Below are 21,113 nucleotides of genomic sequence, written 5' to 3'. Positions count from 1 at the left end.
AAGCCCAAGCAACTGCTTGGGCTTAAAACGTGATAATCACTAACTATTCAAACTCAGCTTCATGCTTGATGTCATCTAATAAATCACGTTCTTGCTGTGATAATTCACGCTGATTAAGTAAATCCGGACGGCGCAACCATGTACGACGTAGGGATTCTTTCAAGCGCCATTCAGCAATTTTCGCGTGATTCCCGCTCATCAAAACTTCTGGTACTTTACGCCCCCGAAAGTCCGCTGGCCGTGTGTATTGCGGAAATTCCAAGAGATTATCCTGGAAGGAGTCCTCTTCAGCACTCACTTGATTCCCTAACACATCTGGCAAGAAACGCGCCGTGGCATCAATAATCACCATGGCCCCTAATTCACCACCAGTTAAGACATAATCCCCAAGTGAGATTTCATCATCGACCAATTCACGGATGCGTTCATCATAACCTTCATAGTGCCCAGCAATGAAAGTCAGATGTTCTTTTTGCGCTAATTCTTCAGCGACATGATGGTCGAACTTGCGACCGGCTGGATCTAACAAGACGACGTGTCCTTTATCGCCAGCTTGTGCTTCAACGGCTGCCATGGCATCAAAGATTGGTTGCGCCATCAACAGCATCCCCGCACCGCCGCCAAAAGGATAATCATCGACATTGTTGTGCTTGTTTTCCGTATAATCACGGAAATCAGTCACATGAAAGTCCAGCGCCCCTTTATCAATCGCTTTCCCCAAAATGGATTGTTTCAGTGGCGTGAACATATCTGGAAATAAACTTAAGACATCAATCCGCATTAATCTAACAATCCTTCCAACGCGTCAATGGTAATGCGCTTGTTCGCCACATCAACCGTCTTGACCACGTCATCAATCATTGGAATTAAGGCGTCGGATTGTCCTGGCCGCTTCACGATCCAAACATCATTGGCCCCAGTCGTCATGATTTCTGACACAACCCCGATGTCATGGCCTTCAAGGTCGAACACGCGGCTATCGATGATCTCATCATAGTAGTATTCATCATCCCCTAGTGTGTCACGTGATTCACCGTAGACGTAGACATCATCTGTCTTATATTTTTCAATGTCGTTAATGTTAGTTACGCCTTCAAAAAGCACCAACCACATATTCTTGTGCAACCGTGAGGATTGTACCTTAACGGGGACGAAGCCTTGCTTGGTTTCAATTTGTAATTCGGCGCCTTTTTTAAAGCGTTCAGCGGCAAAATCCGTAATGGCTAAAATCTTCACTTCACCACGAATCCCGTGGGTGTTGACAATCGTGCCAACTTTAAAATAATTTTCTTTTGTCATAAAGCTATTATAGCATAGCTTCACGCTCACCTTCAGGATCAAATCCTATGTTTGTCGCATCGCCGCAGAAAATGTGGGATGCCGTCGAATCAACACAAAGTAATAGACTAAGCTCGAACAGGCATATATTTCCCACACCCACCAAGACGAGCCATCCCCAATTCGTAAAAAGACAAAGAGACTAGTCAGCACGTCCATTAAAAATTCGGACATGATTTGATGCGTGCCGGCATGTTGCCGACTAATGGTCACCAAGAGTTGAACCAAAAAAATTAAAAACCAACCGACTAAATACCGACTCCCCCCACGAGAATAGTAAATTTGCCGCATGACAGGGACTTTGGTCTCCCCTTGCATCACATATAGCTGAGTCGCACGTGTCTTTTGTTGTAATTGGAAGCTGGTAGTTTGAAAATAACCAATCACCAGACTAAAACATAACAGACCGACCAAAAGATAAATGTCTTGTGTTTCCTTGATGCGCACGCTGTAGACGAATTGCCCAAAGGCAAAAATCGGCATCACATAATAACGAAATTTCGTGACTTTCGCATATTTAAATTGTTGCGTGATAAAGTAGGCGGTCAAGCCAAACGTTATTAAAAATCCAACATAACCTAGCATCCGTCACACAACCAATCTAATTGCTGAGGCAGACTGTATTTTACCATGTAAAGTATTGAATAATTTTGATGACACCTAGGATGGCTAATGACAAGCCCAATAGTGTCCACAAAACAGCGGCACCAATCACGGGTGAGAAGAGTAAGACGATCCCACCAATTAAGCTGATAATACGTGAGAAGAATGCCCAGCCCTTTTTATTGTAAAACTTTAATGAGGCAAACGTCACAATCGCTTCAATAATCCAAGTCATACCGACTAGGAGTCCGACAATCAAGAACAAATAAGCCGTGGCCACATAAAGATTAATGAAAATGAAGACACCAGCCACCAAGTAAATGGCCCCAATCAGCAAGCTACCCAGACGGGCCCACGCTGATTCGTCATCATGGTTGGCAATAGATGAGACATAAGCTGCGCCAATCCCGATAAAGGCGATCCCGACAAGGACCGTCACCACTGAAGCCGTGCGATCTGGCCAAAAAATAATGAGTAAGCCAAAAATAAGTGACAAAAGGCCGTCAAGACCGACCATTTGACGTAATTTCTGATAGAAAATATCTGACATTTTTCTTTCCTCCTTGCCCATAGTATAACCTTTTTGACTTGGTCAATTTGTGATTCAATGGGCAAAGGGTTTTAATGTGTTATGATCCCGCCTAATTTGCATCATGTCAACATTAGGATAGCCGAGATCTTTGCTATAATAATGCTAACTTTAACAGATCACAGCCTGTTTTGTTGCACTTGGCGGCGCAATCCGGGCGCGATGAGGAGAAATTCATGTCTATTTTTATGCACTATATCGCCATTAATATTAAGTACATTTACACGCTCATCTACATTTTTGGGCTCATTATTTTGATTGTGCTGGGTGGTTTTCTGTTTTGGATTCACCGGAAATAACCTGACTTGATCGCGGTTGCTTTAAATCAAGTGCCAGTAAGACTTGCTTAATCACCGGCCCGTATTCATACTTGCCAATTCCCCCACCTTTGGGCAAGATGCGATGACAAGCGTTAATAATCGTTAGCGGATTCTTCCCGACAGCTGTGGCAACGGCACGCACGGCCGTTGGGCGCTTGGCCCGTGCTGCTAACGCCTGATACGTTAATGTTTCAGTTGGCGCCATCTCATGCAAGGCCGTCCAAACTGCCAACTGGAATGGCGTTGCCTTTAAATAATGGACTTTAATCGCATGCAAATCAACGACCTCGCCTGCTGCGTAGCGTTTAAAAACTGCCAGTTCCGGCACGTGACCGGGTTGCAAGGCGAACCCAGGATATTCAGCTTCAAACTCTTGCACACCATCTGCTGCTAAGCTCACGAAAACGACCGCATCAGCTTGTTTGAAGACGGTTAATTGACGTTGTAAAAATGGCATGGTGTCATAAATAATCATAGGCTTAGTGTAGCACAATTTCAGACGTAAAATAAAAAGCACGCAACGCAGCGTGCTTAGGGTTAAATTTACTTATAATTTGCTTTTTATCACTTTCCTATTCATGAAGTTAGTAATCATAAGAATGAAATCATTTACTTTCAACAATTCAAATATTTTAACACGTATGTAGTTAATAACCATAAAACATGCAAAAAACATAACAGAACTCAAAATCACAATTAATAATGTTACCACTATAGGAAAATTACGAGTTATATCTTTAAATAAATCTTTTAAGATGTAGCCGTAAAAGAAAATTGAGGTGTCAAGAATATAAACGCCAAACGAAAGCGGCGACAAAAATAAGAGTATCTTTTGGAATATCGGATTCTTTACTTCAATTCTCGTGAAAAGTATGAAAATTGCTAAAGACTGCACGATGACTATAGGCGATGTATACGATGCTATACGTAGTACATGGGCTCGCAGTACAAATTCTGCAAGTAAACTCACAAGTGACATTCCAACAACAATAATAATTAATATACTGTTATTTATTTTTGCAATTTCGGTAGAATATTTTTTTATCACAACGCCTGCAACAAAAAGTGTGATAAGCCATTCAGTTGAGTATCCCACTTGTAAAATTCGACTATCTGTGAATCCCACAGTACCAGAAAAAAGCAGCATGATAACAACGATACGCAATAAAGTAGTTCTGCTCAATTTATTTATGCCATATCGCAATAATGGTTCAACGATAACAAAACCAACATATGCATTAAAATACCAGTATTCCCCACTTAACAGCGGTAATATTGACTTTGCAATATCTATATTTTTGGGTACCCCAAAAAATATGGTATATATTGCAAGAGAGGATATCGATAAAAACAGTACCTCAAAATAAAGGCCTAAAATCCGATTAAGTCTAATCCCTTTTCCTGAATAAACAAAACCTGTAATCAATGCGAAAATATTAACCGCAACTATTACTAAATTAAATAACTCATTTGCTGAAAGAAAGCCAATCGTTGTGGTGGTGTTTTTCAAAACACCACCTTGATTAAGATTATGGACTACAACCACCATAAACATTGCCATTATACGTGCAATATCTACACCATAAATTCTCCTCATTATAAATACTCCTAAAATTTGATATTTAAACTATACCATATAAACTAATTCAATCTTATCTAACTCCAAACGAAAAGAGATGATTTTGATTTTCAAAATCATCTCTTTAGATATCCCGTTAGTCAAATTATTTCTTCAACAAACCAAAGATCACCCCAGAAATCACGGCGCCAATGGCAATAAAGAGCAGGTACAATAAAGGCGAACTCGTCAAGGCAATCACGAAGATGCCCCCGTGAGGCGCCAGCAACTTGATACCAGTCAACCCCACCAAACCACCTGCCACTGCTGATCCCACCATGAAGCTTGGGATGGCACGCGCTGGGTCCGCAGCGGCAAAAGGAATGGCACCTTCCGTAATAAAGGACAAGCCCATGACAATGTTGGTTAACCCTGCTTGGCGTTCTTGTTGGTCGAACTTGTGCTTGAACAAAAGCGTGGCGACAAAGACCGCTAGTGGTGGTACCATGCCACCTGCCATCACGGCCGCCATAATGTTTGACCCACCACTTGCTACCGTCGCAGCCAACGTGCCAGTCCCAAAGACATAAGCGGCTTTATTGATTGGGCCACCCATATCAACCGCCATCATCCCACCTAAAATGATGCCCAGTAAGACGGCGTTGGTGCCACTCAAGCTCGACAAGAAGTGGTTCAGACCAGAATTAATATCTGACATGGGAATGTTGATAAACAACATCGCAAAGCCCGTCAGCAACACGCCCAACAAAGGATAGAACAAAATTGACTTAATGCCATCCAGCGACTTAGGTAAGCCATTAAAGAGCTTCTTGAGGAGCAGCATGATACCACCCGCTAGGAAACCACCAACCAAGGCCCCTAAAAAGCCTGATGGAATGGGCAAATGCTTCGCATCTAAGCCCACATTGTAGAAGTTATACCCATTGGCCGCTAACGCACCGGCGACAAAACCAGCCACTAACCCAGGCTTTTCAGCGATTGAAAAGGCGATATAACCAGCCAGAACTGGCAACATGAAGCCAAAGGCAGCGCCACCAATTTGCTTGAAGAAGGCAGCGATGGGATGATACGTTCCCAGACTTGATAACATATCCTTTGGCACGCCTAAACTTTGGTCAATCAAGAAGGCAAAGGCAATGGCAATTCCGCCACCAATCACAAAGGGTAACATGCTTGACACACCACTCATCAAATGGCGATAAAAAGCTTTTCCGACAGACTTTGGTGTTTCCGCTGTGCTTTGGGCTGGCTCGTCGCTATGATAGATTGGCGCCTGGGAATCTAAAGCCAACGAAATCAGTGCATCTGGTTGACGTATGCCATCAGCCACGGGCCGATTAATTAATGGCTTGCCATCAAAACGCGCCATCGCCACATTTTTATCCGCAGCGATAATCACGCCTTGGGCGGCCGCAATATCGGCATCACTTAACCGGTTCCCCACGCCACTCGCCCCGTTCGTCTCCACTTTGATGCGGACACCGCGTTGCTCGGCTTGCTTTTTCAACGCTTCTTCGGCCATATACGTGTGGGCGATGCCCGTGGTACAAGCAGTAACTGCCACCAAAAATGGCGCATCATCATCAACGGTCACATGACCATGCACCATCTCCTGAGTGGTAAACAACTTCACCACGTCGTCTGGTGTGGCAGCAGCTTGCAACTTTGCCATAAAGCCATCTTGCAGCAAGTAACGAGAGAGACTGGCCAGCGCTTCAAGATGGGTATTATTCGCATCAGCAGGCACGGCAATCATAAATAACAAGTGCACCGGTTGCCCATCCATCGCGTCATACGCAACCCCTTGGGTCGAGCGCGCAAACGCGACAGTTGGTAACTTGACAGCGCTATTTTTTGCATGTGGCATGGCAATGCCATCCCCTAATCCAGTGGTCGTCTGCGCTTCACGCGCTAGGATACCTTGCATAAATGCCGCTCGATCGGAAATGCAACCCGCAGCATATAGGCGGTCAATCATTTCCTCAAAGGCTGCTTGCTTGGTGGTGGCTTGGAGATCCAAAACCATCACGTCAGGACGTAACAATTCGCTGATTTTCATGATGTTTCCTCACATATCATATTGTTGTAACACGAACTTGTTCATAAATGGTTTCAATCATTGCCTTTGTGGCAATATCTTCACTAAATGCTGTGGCCGTCCCACTTGCAACGGCGACCTTAAAACTTTCAACCACATCGCCTGACGCTAACCAAGTACCGACAAACCCGGCAATCATCGAATCCCCCGCCCCAGTTGAATTTTTCACCTGCCCGGCCACGGGGGCGGCAAAGTAATCGCCGGTTGGGGTGAGTAACACCGCACCAGCTCCCGCAAGGGAAACGATGGCGTGTTGCGCCCCGGCAGCTAATAAATGATGCCCCCACTTTTGAATTGAGGCGCGCGTCGTTAGCGGCACTTGGTACAACTGGGCCAGTTCTTGGCGGTTGGGTTTGACGAGTAACGGCTGCTTCTGCAGGGCTGCTTGCAATTGTTCTCCCGTCGTATCAATCACAAAGCGTGCTTGCTGCGCGGTAATTTGACCAATAATTTGTTGGTAAATGTCGTGGTCGAGGCTTTTAGGGATACTTCCTGATAAAATCACTAAATCATCAGCGGTCAATTGTGCAAACTGCTGGAGAAAAATCGTTAACTCGTCAGTCGTAATGGCTGGCCCAGTGGCGTTAATCTCTGTCTCCACTTGCGCTTTAATTTTGAGATTAATGCGCGTCTCGCCGGCAATTGCGGTAAAATCTTGCCGGAGATGCGGCTCGTTTAAGGTGGCTTGCAAGTGCGTCCCAGTAAAACCACCTAGAAAGCCCAAGGCTGTATTTTCAATGCCTAAATGACTAAGGAGCCGACTGACGTTAATCCCCTTCCCGCCGGGAAATAATTGTTGTGACGTGGCGCGATTGGTTTCACCTAAGCTTAGTTCAGGGACACGGGTAATATAGTCCAGCGATGGATTTAATGTGACGGTATAGATCATTAGTTCTCCTCTGCTTCAATGACTGGCATGACAGCACGTAATGACTGGCTTTGTGCAGCAGTCAAGCGTGTCGTTATCAACGTCACTTGCGACAAATCAACAGCTTTGGCAAACGAAGCCGTTGCCAACTTGCTTGCATCAGCTAACACGTAACTTGTTTTTGACCGAACGACAACGGCTTGCTTAATCACCGCTTCTTCCAAATCAGGGGTGGTCAAGCCAAATTCAACGGATAGACTATCCGCCCCGATAAAACTGGTTTGAAAAACAAGGTGATTAATCTGGTTAACCGCCGCGGCCCCAATCACGGCATCGGTGGTTTGTTTCACCTGACCGCCAATAATCATGACCGGAATCATCAAATCCGATAACTGCGCGGCATGATGGACTGAATTCGTCACCACGGTCACCGCCGGCTTGATGCCAGCCAAATAGGCAATGAGTTCGCCGGTCGTTGTCCCAGCATCTAAAAAAATCATTTCACCGCCCTGAAGTTGGGCCGCTGCGCGCTTAGCAATCGCTTGCTTATCTGCTTGATAAATCGTTCGTCGTTCTTTCACCGTCAGCTGATCCCGATCACGGACTATGAATTCAACCCCGCCATGCACGCGTCGCACCATCCCTTGTGCTGCTAAAGCCACCAAATCCCGTCGAACCGTTGATATGGAGGTTTGCGTTGCACGTTTTAAGTCTTGCAGGGAAACAAACTGTCTTTTTTGAATAATTTCGAGTAGCCGTTGCTTTCTTTCTTCGACAATCATATCTTGTCCTCACAAAATGTAAGCGCTTTCTTATGCGCTAATCATAACCGCTTTTGCAATTTTTTGCAACCTTTTTATATCACTTTCGTTCACATGACACCAAATAAAAAGCAATCACCAAAGTGATTGCTTGCATTTATTCCCAATGGGCTTTTTCAAATTGGTCAGTTGCGCCGTGCAATTCATATGTTGCAGTTGCGGCAACTTGTTCGGCACTCTGACGGAGTTGATTCGTTGTCTCAAAAATGTGCGCCACGTTCTTTAAATAAGGCACTAGTTCGCCAGTCCACACCAAACGCGGATCATGGCCATATTGTAACCAGAGGCTATCCGTCTGGTCATCAAGCCATTGGCTTGCGCCATGATATGGTCGATCATCAATCAAAAGACCACCCCCAGCATGCACCAAACCCTTGTCGTGCGTTAAAGTGACCCGCTTATAAAACGGGCTATCCACCCCATCACCAAAATATTCTGCCAGCCACAACAGTTTATCCTGCCATGCACTCGGATTTTGCCAAGGTGCGGTCGATAGAATGTGTAATTCATAGTCTGCTGCCAAATCAGTGATGGCTTGAACGGCACCTGGCATCGGTGGTAAATGACGAAAAACACCTGGAATTTGGTCAGGCTTATCGACTTGTAGCTGGCGAGTATCAATCGTATTTAATATCGGCAACGTATCGACTAATACATTATCCATATCTAAAAACAGCTTTGGTTTTGTTCCCATGTGACAGTCTCCATTATCATCAAAGTTAAAGAAAGCGCTCCCAACTTTGGACAGTTTCATTATAGCGGATTTATCATCGGATGCAAAGCACAAAAAAACCGCAACCTCAGTTGCGGTTTAAAAGATATGGTTTATACCAATGCCAACAAATCAGCCTTCTTAGCTGATGAAGCATATTCTGTGCCTTGGGCATCCAAGTAAGCCTTGATTTCGGCAACAGTGTTCTTTTCAGTTGGCTTTGCTGATGCAGCAGCAGGCTTTTCAGAAGCTGACTTCTTACCTGACTTAGCTTCGGCATGCTTTGCCAAAATACCAGCGTTGCTCAACAAGTTGCGAACAGTATCTGATGGTTGTGCACCATTGCTCAACCATGTCAAAATCTTTGCTTCATCCAACTTGATTTCTGCTGGTTGTGAGATTGGGTTGTATGTACCCACTGTTTCGATGAAACGGCCATCACGAGGTGAACGTGAATCAGCGATAACAACACGGTAGAAAGGACGCTTCTTGGCACCCATGCGCTTCAAACGGATCTTAACTGACATATGTAATGTCCTCCAAATTTCTTATGTGCTTTTTGCACTTTAATTTACTTATCTAGTATGCCACGATTCACCAGCCATGTCAAGTGTTTTTACTTGACATCAATTAACCAACGATTCACTTGGGCTACGACATCAGCTTGCAAGTAGCGCAACTTGATATATGTGGCACTGTCGCCGTGCCGCACCACGACCTGTAAGTGCTGGGCTTGGTGGCGTGCCATAAAGAGACTTTGTGTCGCCCGTACCCCTTGGATTTTATCGCGACGAACATAATATTGGCGCTTGGTAAACCAAGGCGTTATCTGAATTGCCAGCATATCATCAGCGATCGTCAAGCGCTGATCCGTGATACATAGCCAACCCGATATACTCCAAATCACCACCAGACTGCCGGCTAAGCCAACCAGCCACACAAATCCAGCAGCAAAATGTAAATAGGTAGCCATCAGCCAGTTTGCAATCAACAACAAACCAAACATCCCCAAGGCCCACATCACTGCATATTGCATTTGATAGCGCAGCGCATGTCGCACTGTCGCCGCCCGCTTTAATGTCGGTATCTGTAACGTTGGTAAGAAAGGCTGAATAACTTCGGCCACTTGACCAGATTGGACAACGGGCATGAGAACGTTTTGATGCGTGTCATTTTTTTCTGATTGATTTGCTGAAGCCAAGAGGACACTCACGGTCTGTAAATGCAACGCCCGCCGTAACAACGACTGTTCCAACTGGACAGCTTGTACGCGTGTCGTCCGTAATTGCATGGTGTGCTTTGTGAACAAACCGCGGGCAATCGCCAAGTGTTGCCCCACGCGCGTTAACGTGAAACCATAATATTGATTATAAATTTTAATAAAGGCAACACCCATACCAACCAAGATAACCCCGGCGGCTAGTGTGGCATAAAACATCACACTCCCGCCACGTAGCCAACCATCCAAGCCCATCATCACATGCTGAGGCAGATGATTGCTCACTTCAGATAATATGGTGAAAATCACCCCCATAATCCCCAGACTGCCAAAAGATGTCAAGGCATAGCGCACCAGTTCTTGTTGATTAATATGGTAAGTGGCACGCACTTGCGGTTGCTTAGTATCAATCAACGTTTCGCTAACTTTGGTTTGTGCGGCTTGTCGGTAGCGGGCAATCGTATCAATTTGCGCCGGCGTCAAGGCATTAAAAGTTAATTGGTCATCTTTTTCTCCAGAGGTTTCCAGCCGCACTTGGTAAACGCCAAACGGTTGAAACAGCACAGGTTGGGTCTTTGTGAGTGTTTGAATGCGTTCAAATGGCACATGCGCATGACGCTTCACAAAAACCCCCTGATTGACAGTAATTTCGTGTGCGTTCAAGTCATAGGTAAAGAAAAACCACCTCAGCACACCAAAAATAAAGGAGACCAACAGAAAGCCGGCCAGCCACCATAACTTTCGACTGAAAGTATGATCGCCCTGCATAGCAAAAAATATAAACGGCAAAAATAGCTCCTTCACTGTCTGCCCAACCATCGCAAACACGGCAAATTTTGACTGGCGCATGGGTTTAGTCATCAGCGTCAACCTCGCGCGCTTGCCTTGCCGCCGCAATTAATTGGTCACGAAGTGTTTGCGCGACATCTTCAGAAATGGTTTCAATTTTAAAGTTATGCGCAGCGGTGACAATCACGACATTTTGTAAATGAAAGTATTGTAGAATTGGCCCTTGCTCGGTATCCACATTTTGAATCCGATTCACTGGCATGGTTTCCGTTTTTCGTAAGAAAAACCCACGGTAAATGGTGACGGCATCCGGTGTCAAGAGATACTTATGGTAACGATAGTAGTATGGAATGCATAGCAGACGGCCTATAGCCAGTGCCAAAATGGCACAAAAAATCACATTGATCGCCGTCATAACGGCATGAGACCAATGTGATTGAAATAAACTATTCATGCAAATATCAGCCAACACCACTATGCCCATCACCAAAATCGCTTGGACGGCCCACACTTTCTTGGCCGCCTGCGGTAAACTTTTAGCATTTGTTGGTATCATATCACAGCCCCCCTGCTGATCTTACTTTTGTCGCGCAGCGTTGATTTCTTCACTCAACACAATCAAATGATCTAGCGCACGGCGCGCCAAACGTGAGTCATGTACGCGGTTGGCTTCATTCGTAATCCCACCCAAAGTATGTGGGGTATTAACGTCTTTAATGATGGCAATTAACTGTTCATGCCAGGCTGCCAATTGGTCTTTGTCTGTCATAATTTTCTCCTCTAAACAATTACGTATATTTTATCATGCCTACTGGTAATTTTCATGAAAAAACACGAATTCTAATAATTGCTTCTCATAACATTCGTATTATGTTCTAAATATTTAGTTTTCTTTTGTTGTAATATTATTTTCTTCAGGTAGAATAATGATATAAGGAAGAAAGGAGATGTGTGCACAAGCGTCATTTGGATAATGGCTTGCACACAAACAGGCTATGTTATCAGAATTTAAGACATTTATCATGCGTGGGAACGTGCTTGACTTGGCAGTCGCCGTGATCATCGGTGGTGCTTTCACAGCATTGGTTAAGTCACTGACGAACAACTTGATTACGCCAATCATTAGCTTCTTCACTGGTGGGACATCAGATTTGAAGAACTTGCAATTGGTGATTACCAAGCAATTGACCTTTAAATACGGTGCTTTCTTAAATGATGTGATCAACTTCATCATCATTGCTTTCGTGGTATTTATGTTGGTTAAGATCGTCAACCGCTTGTTCCGTTCAAACAAGGAAGAAGCCGCTGTCGTGAACCCTGAATTGGAAATTTTAACAGAGATTCGCGATCTCTTGGAAGCACAAAAAAAGGCATAACGTTCGTTTTTTGTCATCAATACGCTCGACAACGTCACTTGTTGTTTGGGCGTTTTTTTTGTATAGTTAATAGGTTACTAAATAATTGGAGGTTGTCATGGTGATTATTACAGCAGGCATGATTGGCGTTGGTAAAACGACCTTAACGAGCTTGATCGCTGAACATTTTGGCACAAAAGCATTTTACGAACCTGTGGGCGACAATCCAGTCTTGCCACTATATTATTCGGATCCAAAGCAATACGGTTTCTTATTGCAAATTTACTTCCTGAACCGTCGCTTTGACATGATTAAGCAAGCTTTGGCCGACGATAATAACGTCCTTGACCGGTCAATCTACGAAGATGCCCTTTTCACAGCTGAAAATCACAAAGATGGCAACATCACGGATGCTGAAATGGAAGTCTACACACAATTACTCGACAACATGATGGCCGAATTGCAGAAACTGCCAAAAAAGGCACCCGACTTGTTAGTGTATGCCGAAACAGATTTTGAAACCATCTTGTATCGTATCAAAAAGCGCGGCCGTGATTACGAACAATTTGACGACAATGATGAATTACGTCAGTATTATTTCCGGATTTGGTCAGCCTATCGTGATTGGTTTGAAGCCTACGACGCCTCACCAAAACTTAAAATTGACCTACAAACTTATGATTTGGAAATGCCTGAAAACCAAGCCATTATCTTAAACCAAATCGAAACCGCTTTACAAGCAATCCGCTAAAAAAACACTTCACAAGGAAGTGTTTTTTTAGTTGACTAATAATTTTAAGGCCGCGCGAATGTAGCCATCAGTCGTATCTTGGGTTGTGGCCAACTGCGTTTCAATCTTGGCAATTTCTTTGGCACTATAGCCAAGTGACGTCAAAGCGGCCAGCGCATCAGTCAAGGCTGGGTTGGTCGTTGGCTGCGCATTGCTTGGCGTCAAACCAGCTGACACAGCCAAATCATCCAACTTTCCCTTCAAATCTAATACAATTTGTTGGGCTGTCTTCTTCCCAACACCTGGGAACTGCGTTAAGTAGGTGGCATCATCATTTGCTACCGCCTGAACCAGCCCTTGCGCGTCATCGCTTGCGATGATTGCTAACGCACTCTTTGGGCCAATGCCTGAGACATTTAACAATTTATTGAATAGAATCTTTTCGTTTTCGTCAATAAAGCCGTACAACGTGATTTCATTTTCCCGCACAATTTGTTCAATATAAACGTGCGATTCCACATTTTGTTCAAAACGATACGGATTGGCCACATAGAGCTTATAGCCCACCCCACTGCGATCGCAAATCACAAGATATGCTGGATAAATATTAGTAATTAACCCATTGATGTATTCGTACACTCGCCCACTCCTTCTAATTCGCCCACCGGCATGCGCTTAGCCGCGCTTGACAAACATCGCATCACCAAAGCTGAAGAAACGATATTGATCAGCCACGGCGTGTTCATACGCCTTTAAAATATGGTCACGACCCGTAAAGGCGGCCACCAGCATCACCAAGGTTGACTTTGGCAAATGGAAGTTCGTGATGAACGCATCGACCGTGGTCCACTGATAACCGGGCTTAATAAAGATATCCGTCCAGCCTGAATCAGCTTGCAAATGTCCTTCAAACTTTGACCCAATCGTTTCAAGTGTCCGAATAGACGTCGTACCGGTGGCAATAATCCGCCCACCGTTAGCATGCACTGCATTCAACGTATCGGCCGCTTCTTGTGTGAGTTGGTAGAATTCGGAGTGCATCTTGTGATCTTCAATATTTTCTTCTTCGACTGGTCGGAAAGTCCCTAAACCGACATGGAGCGTCAATTCAACGGTTTGAACGCCTTTGGCACGCACTTTATCCAATAATTCTGGTGTCCAGTGCAAGCCAGCTGTTGGGGCTGCAGCTGAGCCGTCAACCTTTGAATACACCGTTTGATAGCGTTCTTGATCGTCAAGCTTTTCTTTAATGTATGGTGGCAATGGCATTTCCCCCAGCTTTTCGAGTAATTCCATGAAAATGCCATCATAGTGGAATTCGATGTAACGACCGCCGTGTTCCAATTCACCGACAACGGTTGCGGTCATGATGGGGTTGTTGATGTCATCCCCAAACACAATCGTTGAGCCAATCGGTGACTTTTTGGCGGGCTTTACCAAAGTTTCCCAGACATCACCATGATCTTGGCGTAACAGCAAAACCTCCGCGTGGCCACCAGTTTCTGGCCGTGCCCCGTGCAAACGTGCGGGTAGCACGCGGGAATTGTTCATCACAATGGCATCCCCGGGTTCAACATAATCTAAAATGTCGTAAAAATGCTTATCTTCATACGCGCCCGTATCGGCATCTAACACCAAAAGCCGTGACGCATCACGTTGCTTTAAGGGCGTCTGGGCAATCAAGGATTCGGGCAAATCGTAATCAAAATCTGCTAATTGGTAAGGTTGTGCTGTCATCTATTTCCACCTGTATTACCGCTCATACCGGTTGTTTTTTCAAATTCAAAACCGGTTTGGGCAACTTTTTCTTTTTCTGCTGCTGTTAATACTTTGTTTTCGTTGGGGATATTGAACTTCTCTAAGACATACGCATACGTGAGGCCATTGGCGTTGAGATGGGCTACTAACAAGGCCAATTCATGCCGCTGGGTCGCCGTTGGTTTATTGATTGTAATCGTTTCGTCAAAGGCTCGTTCCACTTGTCGGTCAAAGCGCTTGTTTTCGGATTCAATTTGATAACTTGTCTCAATGGCTGCTAAGCGTGCCTGTAAGTGCGGCGTGAGTTCATCAAAGCTAATGGGTTGCCCGAAGGGCCGCGTTTGCATCAAGGCTGAATCCAGTGACAAATTTACCATGCCATCGCGTTGATATTCCGCCTCATGAATGTGCCCATGCACAGACAAGATTGGATAGGGCAAATCAACGGCATAATGGCTCAACCACACTTGAATACCGTTGATTTTCAACGCTTTGGCCGTTGGTTCATAAGCGATGAGTCGGGTTTCCGGTGCTTTTAGCGCCGCCTTAATTTGATCCGAATGATCATGATTGCCTTTAAAAAAGACCTTTTGTCCATTCAACCGCGACAGTTGGGCGACAAAATCTTGCTTCTTGCGAAACATCCCCAAATCACCTAGAAAATAAACCGTATCTGCATCAGATACCGTCTCATTCCACGTCTTCTCAAGATAAGCATTCATCTCTGAAACAGTTGGTGAAATGCCCAATGCCTGCAGTGATGCTTCTCTTGACTTGTCAAAATACAAGATTTTTTCATGATTAAAATGGGTATCTGAAATGATAAAATCCATTATTTTTCCTCTGGATAAGGTTCATTCAAGTGGGCATAGGCGGCCGGTGTTACCACTCGGCCACGTGGTGTGCGCTGCAAAAAGCCAATTTGCAATAAGTAAGGTTCAACCATTGATTCTAACGTTTCGGCTTCTTCGCCGATGTTGGCCGCAATGGTGTTCAAGCCCACTGGTCCACCGTTATAGTAAGCGATCATGGTCCCCAAAAACTTATGATCCGTTTCATCAAGCCCACGATTATCTACTCGCAGTTTATCTAATGCCACCGTCACAATCGCCTGATCAATGGCAGCCATTCCTTGTACTTGGGCAAAATCACGCACCCGCTTTAAAAGTCGGTTGGCAATACGTGGCGTCCCCCGTGAACGCAACGCTACCTCATAGGCCCCTTCGGGTTTAATGGGTGCTTGGAAAATATCTGACGAACGTACAACGATTTCCTGCAACTCCGACGGTGTATAATATACCATCGCATTAATAATACCAAAGCGATCACGGAGCGGCTTGGACAACATCCCAGGTCGTGTCGTGGCACCAATTAAGGTAAATGGCGGCAGCGGAAAATGAACGGCTCGTGCAGTTGGTCCTTGGCCAACCATAATATCGACAAAATAATCTTCCATTGCCGAGTACATAATTTCTTCAATGTTTGTCGGTAAGCGATGAATTTCATCAATAAACAAAATATCACCGGGTTCCAGTTCATTTAATAACGCCACCAAGTCTCCGGGCTTTTCAATGGCTGGACCCGAAGTTGTCTTGATATGCACACCCATTTCATTGGCGATAATCATGGCCAAGGTGGTCTTCCCTAAGCCTGGTGGGCCAAACAATAAGACGTGGTCTAAAGCTTCTTGTCGTTGCTTGGCGGCCGCAATATAAACGGACAGTTCTTCTTTTAAAGCTGTTTGCCCGATATATTCACGCAAAAATTGCGGCCGCAATGACAATTCATCGTGCTGCTCAGCTTGGTTAGCGGCAGCATCACGAATTAAGCGATCCGCATCGGTGGTTTCTTCATACCATTGATTAAATTGTGGGTTATCTGCATTTGCCATAAGTATCATTTTACCACGTTTAATCGCGTAATTGACCCGACCTTTTATCGCGGGACGTCAACTGAGAGTTGTGGCAAAAGTTGATGGACGCGATTATAAAACCGCACTTGATAGGCCTGATCCGTTACCGTGAGCACCGCATAAGTGCCACCCAAATCAGCGTGTGGCCCTTTGGGCAGACGAATTGAGCCGGGATTGATAAACAAAACATCCTCAAACATCACAGCACCTTCAAGATGGGTATGCCCGAATAATGCGACTTGGGCATGGGCATCATGTGCTGCCGCTGCCATCAGCTTGAGATTAGCCCATGCGTTAAATTGGGTTGCTTGATAGAGATGACCGTGGGTTTGGAAAAAAGTGACCCCAGCAAGCGTTGTGGCCCGAGCTGCCACAAACTCTGGGTCATCATCCATATTTCCAATTACGGTTGACACCCCATCAAAGACGTCATCGTTGGCTGATAATTCTGAATCCCCATTATAAAATAGCCCATCAACCGCGTCACGCCAGTGATCAAAAATGTCAGCAATGATGTCACGATCACCGTGGGTATCTGAAACAATTAAAAATTTTGCCATCATATTCGCCACACAATCCTGTCAATTGTGTGATTCCCCTTTCAGCCAAGCTGGCAATTGTTTAGCCAGTGCTTGAAGCGCAAGGCCCCGATGACTGACTTGATTCTTTTCATCAGCAGTTAATTCCGCAAATGTCTTGTTAAATTGTGGTACCAAAAAAATGGGGTCGTAGCCAAAGCCTGCTTCACCCTGTCTGGTCATCGTGATGACGCCAGCCACTTCACCCTTTGCCACCAAGTTAGGGCGTCCCGGGCCAGCTAACACCAAGACACTATGAAATTGTGCATCACGATGCGTAGTGGTGCCTAATTTAGCTAACACTTTGCTAATGTTCGCCGCGTCATCGTGATCGCCGGCATAACGCGCTGAATAGACCCCTGGCTCACCGTTTAGCGCATCAATGCACAACCCTGAATCATCAGCTAAGACAAAATCATCCGGTGCTAATGACGCAATGGTCAGTGCTTTTTTAGTCGCATTGGCTTCAAAAGTAGCACCGTCTTCAATAATTTCAGGTACTGCCTCACCTAATGCACGCATTGGTACCACAGGTAAATCAATGTGGCTGGCTGCTAAAATCGCCTCTAATTCGGTGATTTTATGGGCGTTATTACTGGCCAAAATAATTCTAGGCATTTAGTTTTCCTCCAAATGTTGTGCATGCTTGTCCCCCACAATCGCTAAATGGCGCACATCTAAGGCATCTTCGCGCGCCAACCATGCGGTAGCAATCGTGCTAAAGGTCTCAGGGTCTTTTGTCGTATAAAAGACATCGTTGGCATGCTGATGGGTCACGCCTGTCAGCAAGCCCTGGTTAGTCAATGTCTCAATAATTACCTGTACCGTTTCACGGCCGGCATCCACTAACTGGACGGTTGGTCCAACCGCAGCTTGAATAGCGGGCGTTAACAGTGGAAAATGTGTGCAACCAAGCACCAATGTATCAATACCTTGCGCTGTTAATGGTGCCAAATGTTTGGCAACTAATGCCTGTGTGGCCTGAGTACTAGCTTGATTTGCTTCAACGATCTGTACAAATTCTGGTTCGGCTTGTTGGGCGACGGCAACATCTGGGCGAAAGTCGGTAATTGCTGCTTGATAGGCCCCTGAAGTCACTGTCCCTTGCGTCGCAATCACACCGATTTGACGATTTTTAGTGGCATTGGCCGCAGCGCGTGCACCGGGTGCGATCACACCAATCACTGGGATAGGGAGTTTGGCTTGTAATTGCGGCAAAGCACGTGCCGTCGCTGTATTACAAGCAATGACGAGTAATTTGATTTGTTTTTCAGCCAATAAAAATTCTGCCATTTGAAAGGTATAATCAATGACTTCTTGGGCTGGGCGAGGACCATACGGCATGCGTGCGGTATCGCCAATAAAGACAAATTGTTCATGTGGTAGCTGGTTCTGGGCCGCTTTGACAACAGTCAGGCCGCCGACACCAGAATCAACAAAACCAATTGGATTATTTTTATTCATATCTATAATTATGCCCTTAAAAACAGAGAATGCAAGTTTTTCGCCCGCAAAGTTTGGTATAATAAAAGTCTGAAAGGTTTAGACGGGCTCATGAATATCAACGATTACGATAAGATTTTACAAACAAATTTCCAAGTTAACAGTTTTGCATTGACACTTTTACGCGATGGTTTACTACAAAATCTTTTGCAAGAAGACTATCCTCACATCCTTTATTGGGCTGGTAAAGAAATTGCCCGTCAATTCCCCTTTGATGCCTTGTCATCTGTTGTTGAATTCTTCGACAACGCTGGCTTTGGCCAGTTAGAAATTGCTTCTCAAGACAGCAAGAACCAACGCTGGACGTTGACCGGTGATTTGGTGCAACAGCGATTGGCGCTCAGCCGAAACGCAGATTTTAGCTTAGAAGCTGGTTTTTTGGCACAACAACTTGAACTACAGACCGGTGCGATTGCCGAAGCGACATTCAAACTTGGTAAAAAGAATGAAGGCGTTAACTTTGAGGTTGTCACTGACTTGAATGAAACCGTTGATGTTTCGGACATGAAACAACGCGTGGCTGCCCGTGAATCATTCCTGAAGCAGACTCATGAAAGTATGGAGCAAGCCAACTTGATTGAGGTGCGTGCGGACAGCGCGATCTCTCGCGAACAGTCAATTACGGATTCGCTATTGGCCTTTAAATTCGATGACATCGCACTTCCTCAAGAAGAACAAAGCAATTTAAGTGCCTTGTCTGAGGAGGAAAGCATTGATCCCTTCAATGTCCCCACAACCTCCACAACAGATTCACAATCACCCTTCTCATAATAAAAAAGTGACGCACCCGCGGGTGCGTCACTTTTTTATTTGAATTGTTGCAAGTTTTCAGGTGTTGGCATTAAATTCTGCCAGTCCTTTGACAAATAATTATTATTGATGTGGTAATTGGTTGGCTTGTATCCTTTAGCCATGAATGGTTTGATTTTTTCATCAGCGGTGACCCAACCATTCCAACCAAGATGAATCGTATCTTGCATGAAGTAGTTTTCCGCCCCATCATGTGACAAGTCAGCAATTTGGTTAAAACCCTGTGAGGTCAATTGTTTTTTAACCTTATCCACACTTTGGTAATACATCTTATCACTCAAACCAGTATACTTCGCCCAACGCTGATTGACTGGTTGAATCACGAACAATACATCCGTGTGTTGACGTGCAAATTCCGCAAGAACTGCCTGGAAATCAGCATATTCAACGGATTGCCGATAGTCAAACTTTGTTTGTGAACCAGCCAATCGCTTTAAGCTCATCTGAATGCGTGAACGGTAGAATGAATCCTTAATTTTAAATGGATTATTCGTCGTTTCCGATTGCGCAATTTTGGTGGCTTCTTTAAACAGAGCCCCATTATCATCACGTGCTGGTAATTTCGCCATGGCTGGCCGAACATACTTCCGCCAATTCTTTGAGCTTGAGAAATTAGAAAACAACTCGTCTTCGCGTAGCAACATGCGATGCCGCACGGCCAAAACACTCAAATCAGCACCGGAAAGTGGTTGATTCTCACTAATTTTCGTCACCATCTTGGCATACAACCCATTATCTTTGATTTGCGGTTGCTTGAGTAATTGGCCAGCAACATAACGATCCGTTGGTGAGATTTGCTTAATATTGCGCAACCAATCCACTGTCTGCAATGGTGAGTAGAAGATTGGGAAAGCACCATTGGCATGCTTCTTCACAAACCATTGCTGTGAAATCACAAACACTACTTGCTTCTTATGCAAAGCAGGCAACATTTCTTGCATGCTTAAATAATGAAGCAATGATTCCGTTCCGGCTTGCCCCAGCAAAAATGGTTGATAATTACGATGATACTTGTTTGCAAGCATCGATGGATGCATCGTATCTAAACGCAATAACTCACTCGAACCAAAAAACGGTACATATCGCTTAGATGTGTCACTAAAAGCCGCCGTTTTCATTGTCTCGCCTTTATACACATTTTTTGAAAACGAAACCGATGCGTCACGCACATCTTTTTTTGAAAAGTGGTTGAGGGAAAATGGCGCTAAAAACAATGCGCCTACCAGTACAAATGCAATCACTACTGGCCCAAAAATCCACCAAAGTCCCCGTTTTTTCATGATTTTTACCCGATTAATGATTCAACCTTGGCAATCACTTTATTGGGTGTATTCCATTCTTCACGGTTAAATTCTGATACTGGTGCTTGAATATCAAACTTGCCTTCAAGATCCAACAATAATTCAACAGTGGCCATTGAATCAAGCAAGCCATTGTCAAAAAAGTCTTCATCCATTTGGTCTGAGATATCTTCGCCAATAATTGTGTTTAAAATATCGATTACTTCTTCTTTTACTGCCATGATTATTTC

The 21,113-nt window shown here is 44.7% G+C and carries 26 protein-coding genes; 3 read left to right on the top strand and 23 right to left on the bottom strand.

Translation table 11 applies throughout. The features are described 5' to 3' along the window. Positions 1-43 precede the first annotated feature (43 nt). The 14 genes from trmD to HF966_RS03480 form a co-directional block, all read right to left on the bottom strand. A complete protein-coding gene (gene trmD / locus HF966_RS03545) occupies positions 44-781 on the bottom strand; it encodes a tRNA (guanosine(37)-N1)-methyltransferase TrmD (protein WP_168676324.1) in 738 nt (245 codons plus the stop codon). After that, on the bottom strand, positions 781-1,299 hold the full coding sequence (rimM, locus tag HF966_RS03540) for a ribosome maturation factor RimM (RefSeq protein ID WP_168676323.1): 519 nt from the start codon (positions 1,297-1,299) through the stop codon (positions 781-783). The genes trmD and rimM overlap by 1 nt, the downstream gene beginning before the upstream one ends. Before the next feature lie 45 nt (positions 1,300-1,344). Beyond that, positions 1,345-1,923, bottom strand: coding sequence for a hypothetical protein (locus tag HF966_RS03535; protein WP_168676320.1), 579 nt, complete (start codon positions 1,921-1,923; stop codon positions 1,345-1,347). Between the two features lie 40 nt (positions 1,924-1,963). Next, entirely contained in the window at positions 1,964-2,491 is a 528-nt protein-coding gene (locus tag HF966_RS03530; protein WP_168676319.1) for an HdeD family acid-resistance protein, read from the bottom strand. A 288-nt stretch (positions 2,492-2,779) separates the two neighbouring features. After that, a complete protein-coding gene (locus HF966_RS03525; RefSeq protein WP_168676317.1) occupies positions 2,780-3,325 on the bottom strand; it encodes a methylated-DNA--[protein]-cysteine S-methyltransferase in 546 nt (181 codons plus the stop codon). 72 nt (positions 3,326-3,397) lie between these two features. Next, on the bottom strand, positions 3,398-4,447 hold the full coding sequence (locus HF966_RS03520; RefSeq protein ID WP_168676315.1) for an acyltransferase: 1,050 nt from the start codon (positions 4,445-4,447) through the stop codon (positions 3,398-3,400). 127 nt (positions 4,448-4,574) lie between these two features. Next, positions 4,575-6,488: a PTS fructose transporter subunit IIABC gene (locus HF966_RS03515; protein WP_168676313.1), complete on the bottom strand. Its 1,914-nt coding sequence runs from the start codon at positions 6,486-6,488 to the stop codon at positions 4,575-4,577. Positions 6,489-6,504: 16 nt separating this feature from the next. Then, positions 6,505-7,416 (bottom strand): 1-phosphofructokinase, encoded by a 912-nt coding sequence (pfkB, locus tag HF966_RS03510; RefSeq protein ID WP_168676311.1) that lies wholly within the window; start codon positions 7,414-7,416, stop codon positions 6,505-6,507. Next, positions 7,416-8,177 carry a DeoR/GlpR family DNA-binding transcription regulator gene (locus HF966_RS03505; protein WP_168676309.1) on the bottom strand — a complete coding sequence of 254 codons (762 nt, stop codon included), beginning with the start codon at positions 8,175-8,177 and terminating at the stop codon, positions 7,416-7,418. The genes pfkB and HF966_RS03505 overlap by 1 nt, the downstream gene beginning before the upstream one ends. A 136-nt stretch (positions 8,178-8,313) precedes the next feature. Then, the gene (locus HF966_RS03500) at positions 8,314-8,910 is read right to left on the bottom strand and encodes a 5' nucleotidase, NT5C type (RefSeq protein WP_168676307.1); all 597 of its coding nucleotides are present in this window, start codon (positions 8,908-8,910) and stop codon (positions 8,314-8,316) included. Between the two features lie 131 nt (positions 8,911-9,041). Beyond that, positions 9,042-9,455: a 30S ribosomal protein S16 gene (rpsP, locus tag HF966_RS03495; protein WP_168676305.1), complete on the bottom strand. Its 414-nt coding sequence runs from the start codon at positions 9,453-9,455 to the stop codon at positions 9,042-9,044. Between the two features lie 89 nt (positions 9,456-9,544). After that, a complete protein-coding gene (locus HF966_RS03490; RefSeq protein ID WP_168676303.1) occupies positions 9,545-11,008 on the bottom strand; it encodes a PH domain-containing protein in 1,464 nt (487 codons plus the stop codon). Beyond that, a complete protein-coding gene (locus HF966_RS03485; protein WP_168676301.1) occupies positions 11,001-11,492 on the bottom strand; it encodes a PH domain-containing protein in 492 nt (163 codons plus the stop codon). Before HF966_RS03485 ends, HF966_RS03490 begins: the two co-directional genes overlap by 8 nt. A gap of 21 nt (positions 11,493-11,513) precedes the next feature. Beyond that, complete coding sequence (locus tag HF966_RS03480; protein ID WP_168676299.1) at positions 11,514-11,705, bottom strand: hypothetical protein; 192 nt, start codon at positions 11,703-11,705, stop codon at positions 11,514-11,516. A gap of 226 nt (positions 11,706-11,931) precedes the next feature. Here HF966_RS03480 and mscL point away from each other — a divergent pair, with 226 nt between their 5' ends. Both mscL and HF966_RS03470 read left to right on the top strand, forming a co-directional pair. Next, positions 11,932-12,312, top strand: a complete 381-nt coding sequence (gene mscL, locus HF966_RS03475) for a large-conductance mechanosensitive channel protein MscL (protein ID WP_168676297.1) — start codon at positions 11,932-11,934, stop codon at positions 12,310-12,312. 97 nt (positions 12,313-12,409) lie between these two features. Then, positions 12,410-13,042, top strand: coding sequence for a deoxynucleoside kinase (locus tag HF966_RS03470; RefSeq protein ID WP_168676295.1), 633 nt, complete (start codon positions 12,410-12,412; stop codon positions 13,040-13,042). 27 nt (positions 13,043-13,069) lie between these two features. Here the strand turns inward: HF966_RS03470 and ruvA are convergent, their stop codons facing one another. Genes ruvA through murI form a run of 7 tightly spaced genes read right to left on the bottom strand, consistent with a single transcriptional unit; the run spans position 13,070 to position 18,733 of the window. Further along, entirely contained in the window at positions 13,070-13,660 is a 591-nt protein-coding gene (gene ruvA / locus HF966_RS03465) for a Holliday junction branch migration protein RuvA (protein WP_168676294.1), read from the bottom strand. Positions 13,661-13,696: 36 nt separating this feature from the next. Further along, complete coding sequence (gene queA, locus HF966_RS03460) at positions 13,697-14,758, bottom strand: tRNA preQ1(34) S-adenosylmethionine ribosyltransferase-isomerase QueA (RefSeq protein ID WP_168676292.1); 1,062 nt, start codon at positions 14,756-14,758, stop codon at positions 13,697-13,699. Further along, a complete protein-coding gene (locus tag HF966_RS03455; protein WP_168676290.1) occupies positions 14,755-15,612 on the bottom strand; it encodes a metallophosphoesterase family protein in 858 nt (285 codons plus the stop codon). Before HF966_RS03455 ends, queA begins: the two co-directional genes overlap by 4 nt. Continuing rightward, positions 15,612-16,670, bottom strand: coding sequence for a Holliday junction branch migration DNA helicase RuvB (ruvB, locus tag HF966_RS03450; protein ID WP_168676289.1), 1,059 nt, complete (start codon positions 16,668-16,670; stop codon positions 15,612-15,614). Before ruvB ends, HF966_RS03455 begins: the two co-directional genes overlap by 1 nt. A 44-nt stretch (positions 16,671-16,714) precedes the next feature. Next, complete coding sequence (locus HF966_RS03445) at positions 16,715-17,251, bottom strand: YfcE family phosphodiesterase (protein WP_168676468.1); 537 nt, start codon at positions 17,249-17,251, stop codon at positions 16,715-16,717. Between the two features lie 21 nt (positions 17,252-17,272). Further along, the gene (rdgB, locus tag HF966_RS03440; RefSeq protein WP_168676288.1) at positions 17,273-17,887 is read right to left on the bottom strand and encodes an RdgB/HAM1 family non-canonical purine NTP pyrophosphatase; all 615 of its coding nucleotides are present in this window, start codon (positions 17,885-17,887) and stop codon (positions 17,273-17,275) included. Continuing rightward, entirely contained in the window at positions 17,888-18,733 is an 846-nt protein-coding gene (gene murI, locus HF966_RS03435; protein WP_168676287.1) for a glutamate racemase, read from the bottom strand. A 90-nt stretch (positions 18,734-18,823) separates the two neighbouring features. On the opposite strand from murI, the gene HF966_RS03430 reads away from it, so the two are divergent. After that, complete coding sequence (locus tag HF966_RS03430; RefSeq protein WP_168676286.1) at positions 18,824-19,543, top strand: YslB family protein; 720 nt, start codon at positions 18,824-18,826, stop codon at positions 19,541-19,543. A gap of 35 nt (positions 19,544-19,578) precedes the next feature. On the opposite strand, the gene dltD is transcribed toward HF966_RS03430, so the two are convergent. Both dltD and dltC read right to left on the bottom strand, forming a co-directional pair. Then, entirely contained in the window at positions 19,579-20,862 is a 1,284-nt protein-coding gene (dltD, locus tag HF966_RS03425; RefSeq protein WP_168676285.1) for a D-alanyl-lipoteichoic acid biosynthesis protein DltD, read from the bottom strand. Between the two features lie 5 nt (positions 20,863-20,867). Further along, a complete protein-coding gene (gene dltC / locus HF966_RS03420) occupies positions 20,868-21,104 on the bottom strand; it encodes a D-alanine--poly(phosphoribitol) ligase subunit DltC (protein ID WP_168676284.1) in 237 nt (78 codons plus the stop codon). Between the last annotated feature and the right edge of the window lie 9 nt (positions 21,105-21,113).

Origin of the sequence: Leuconostoc holzapfelii (assembly GCF_012396485.1) — a bacterium.
In the GTDB taxonomy this organism is placed as follows: Bacteria; Bacillota; Bacilli; order Lactobacillales; family Lactobacillaceae; genus Leuconostoc; species Leuconostoc holzapfelii.
This window is presented reverse-complemented; position numbering and strand designations above follow the sequence as displayed.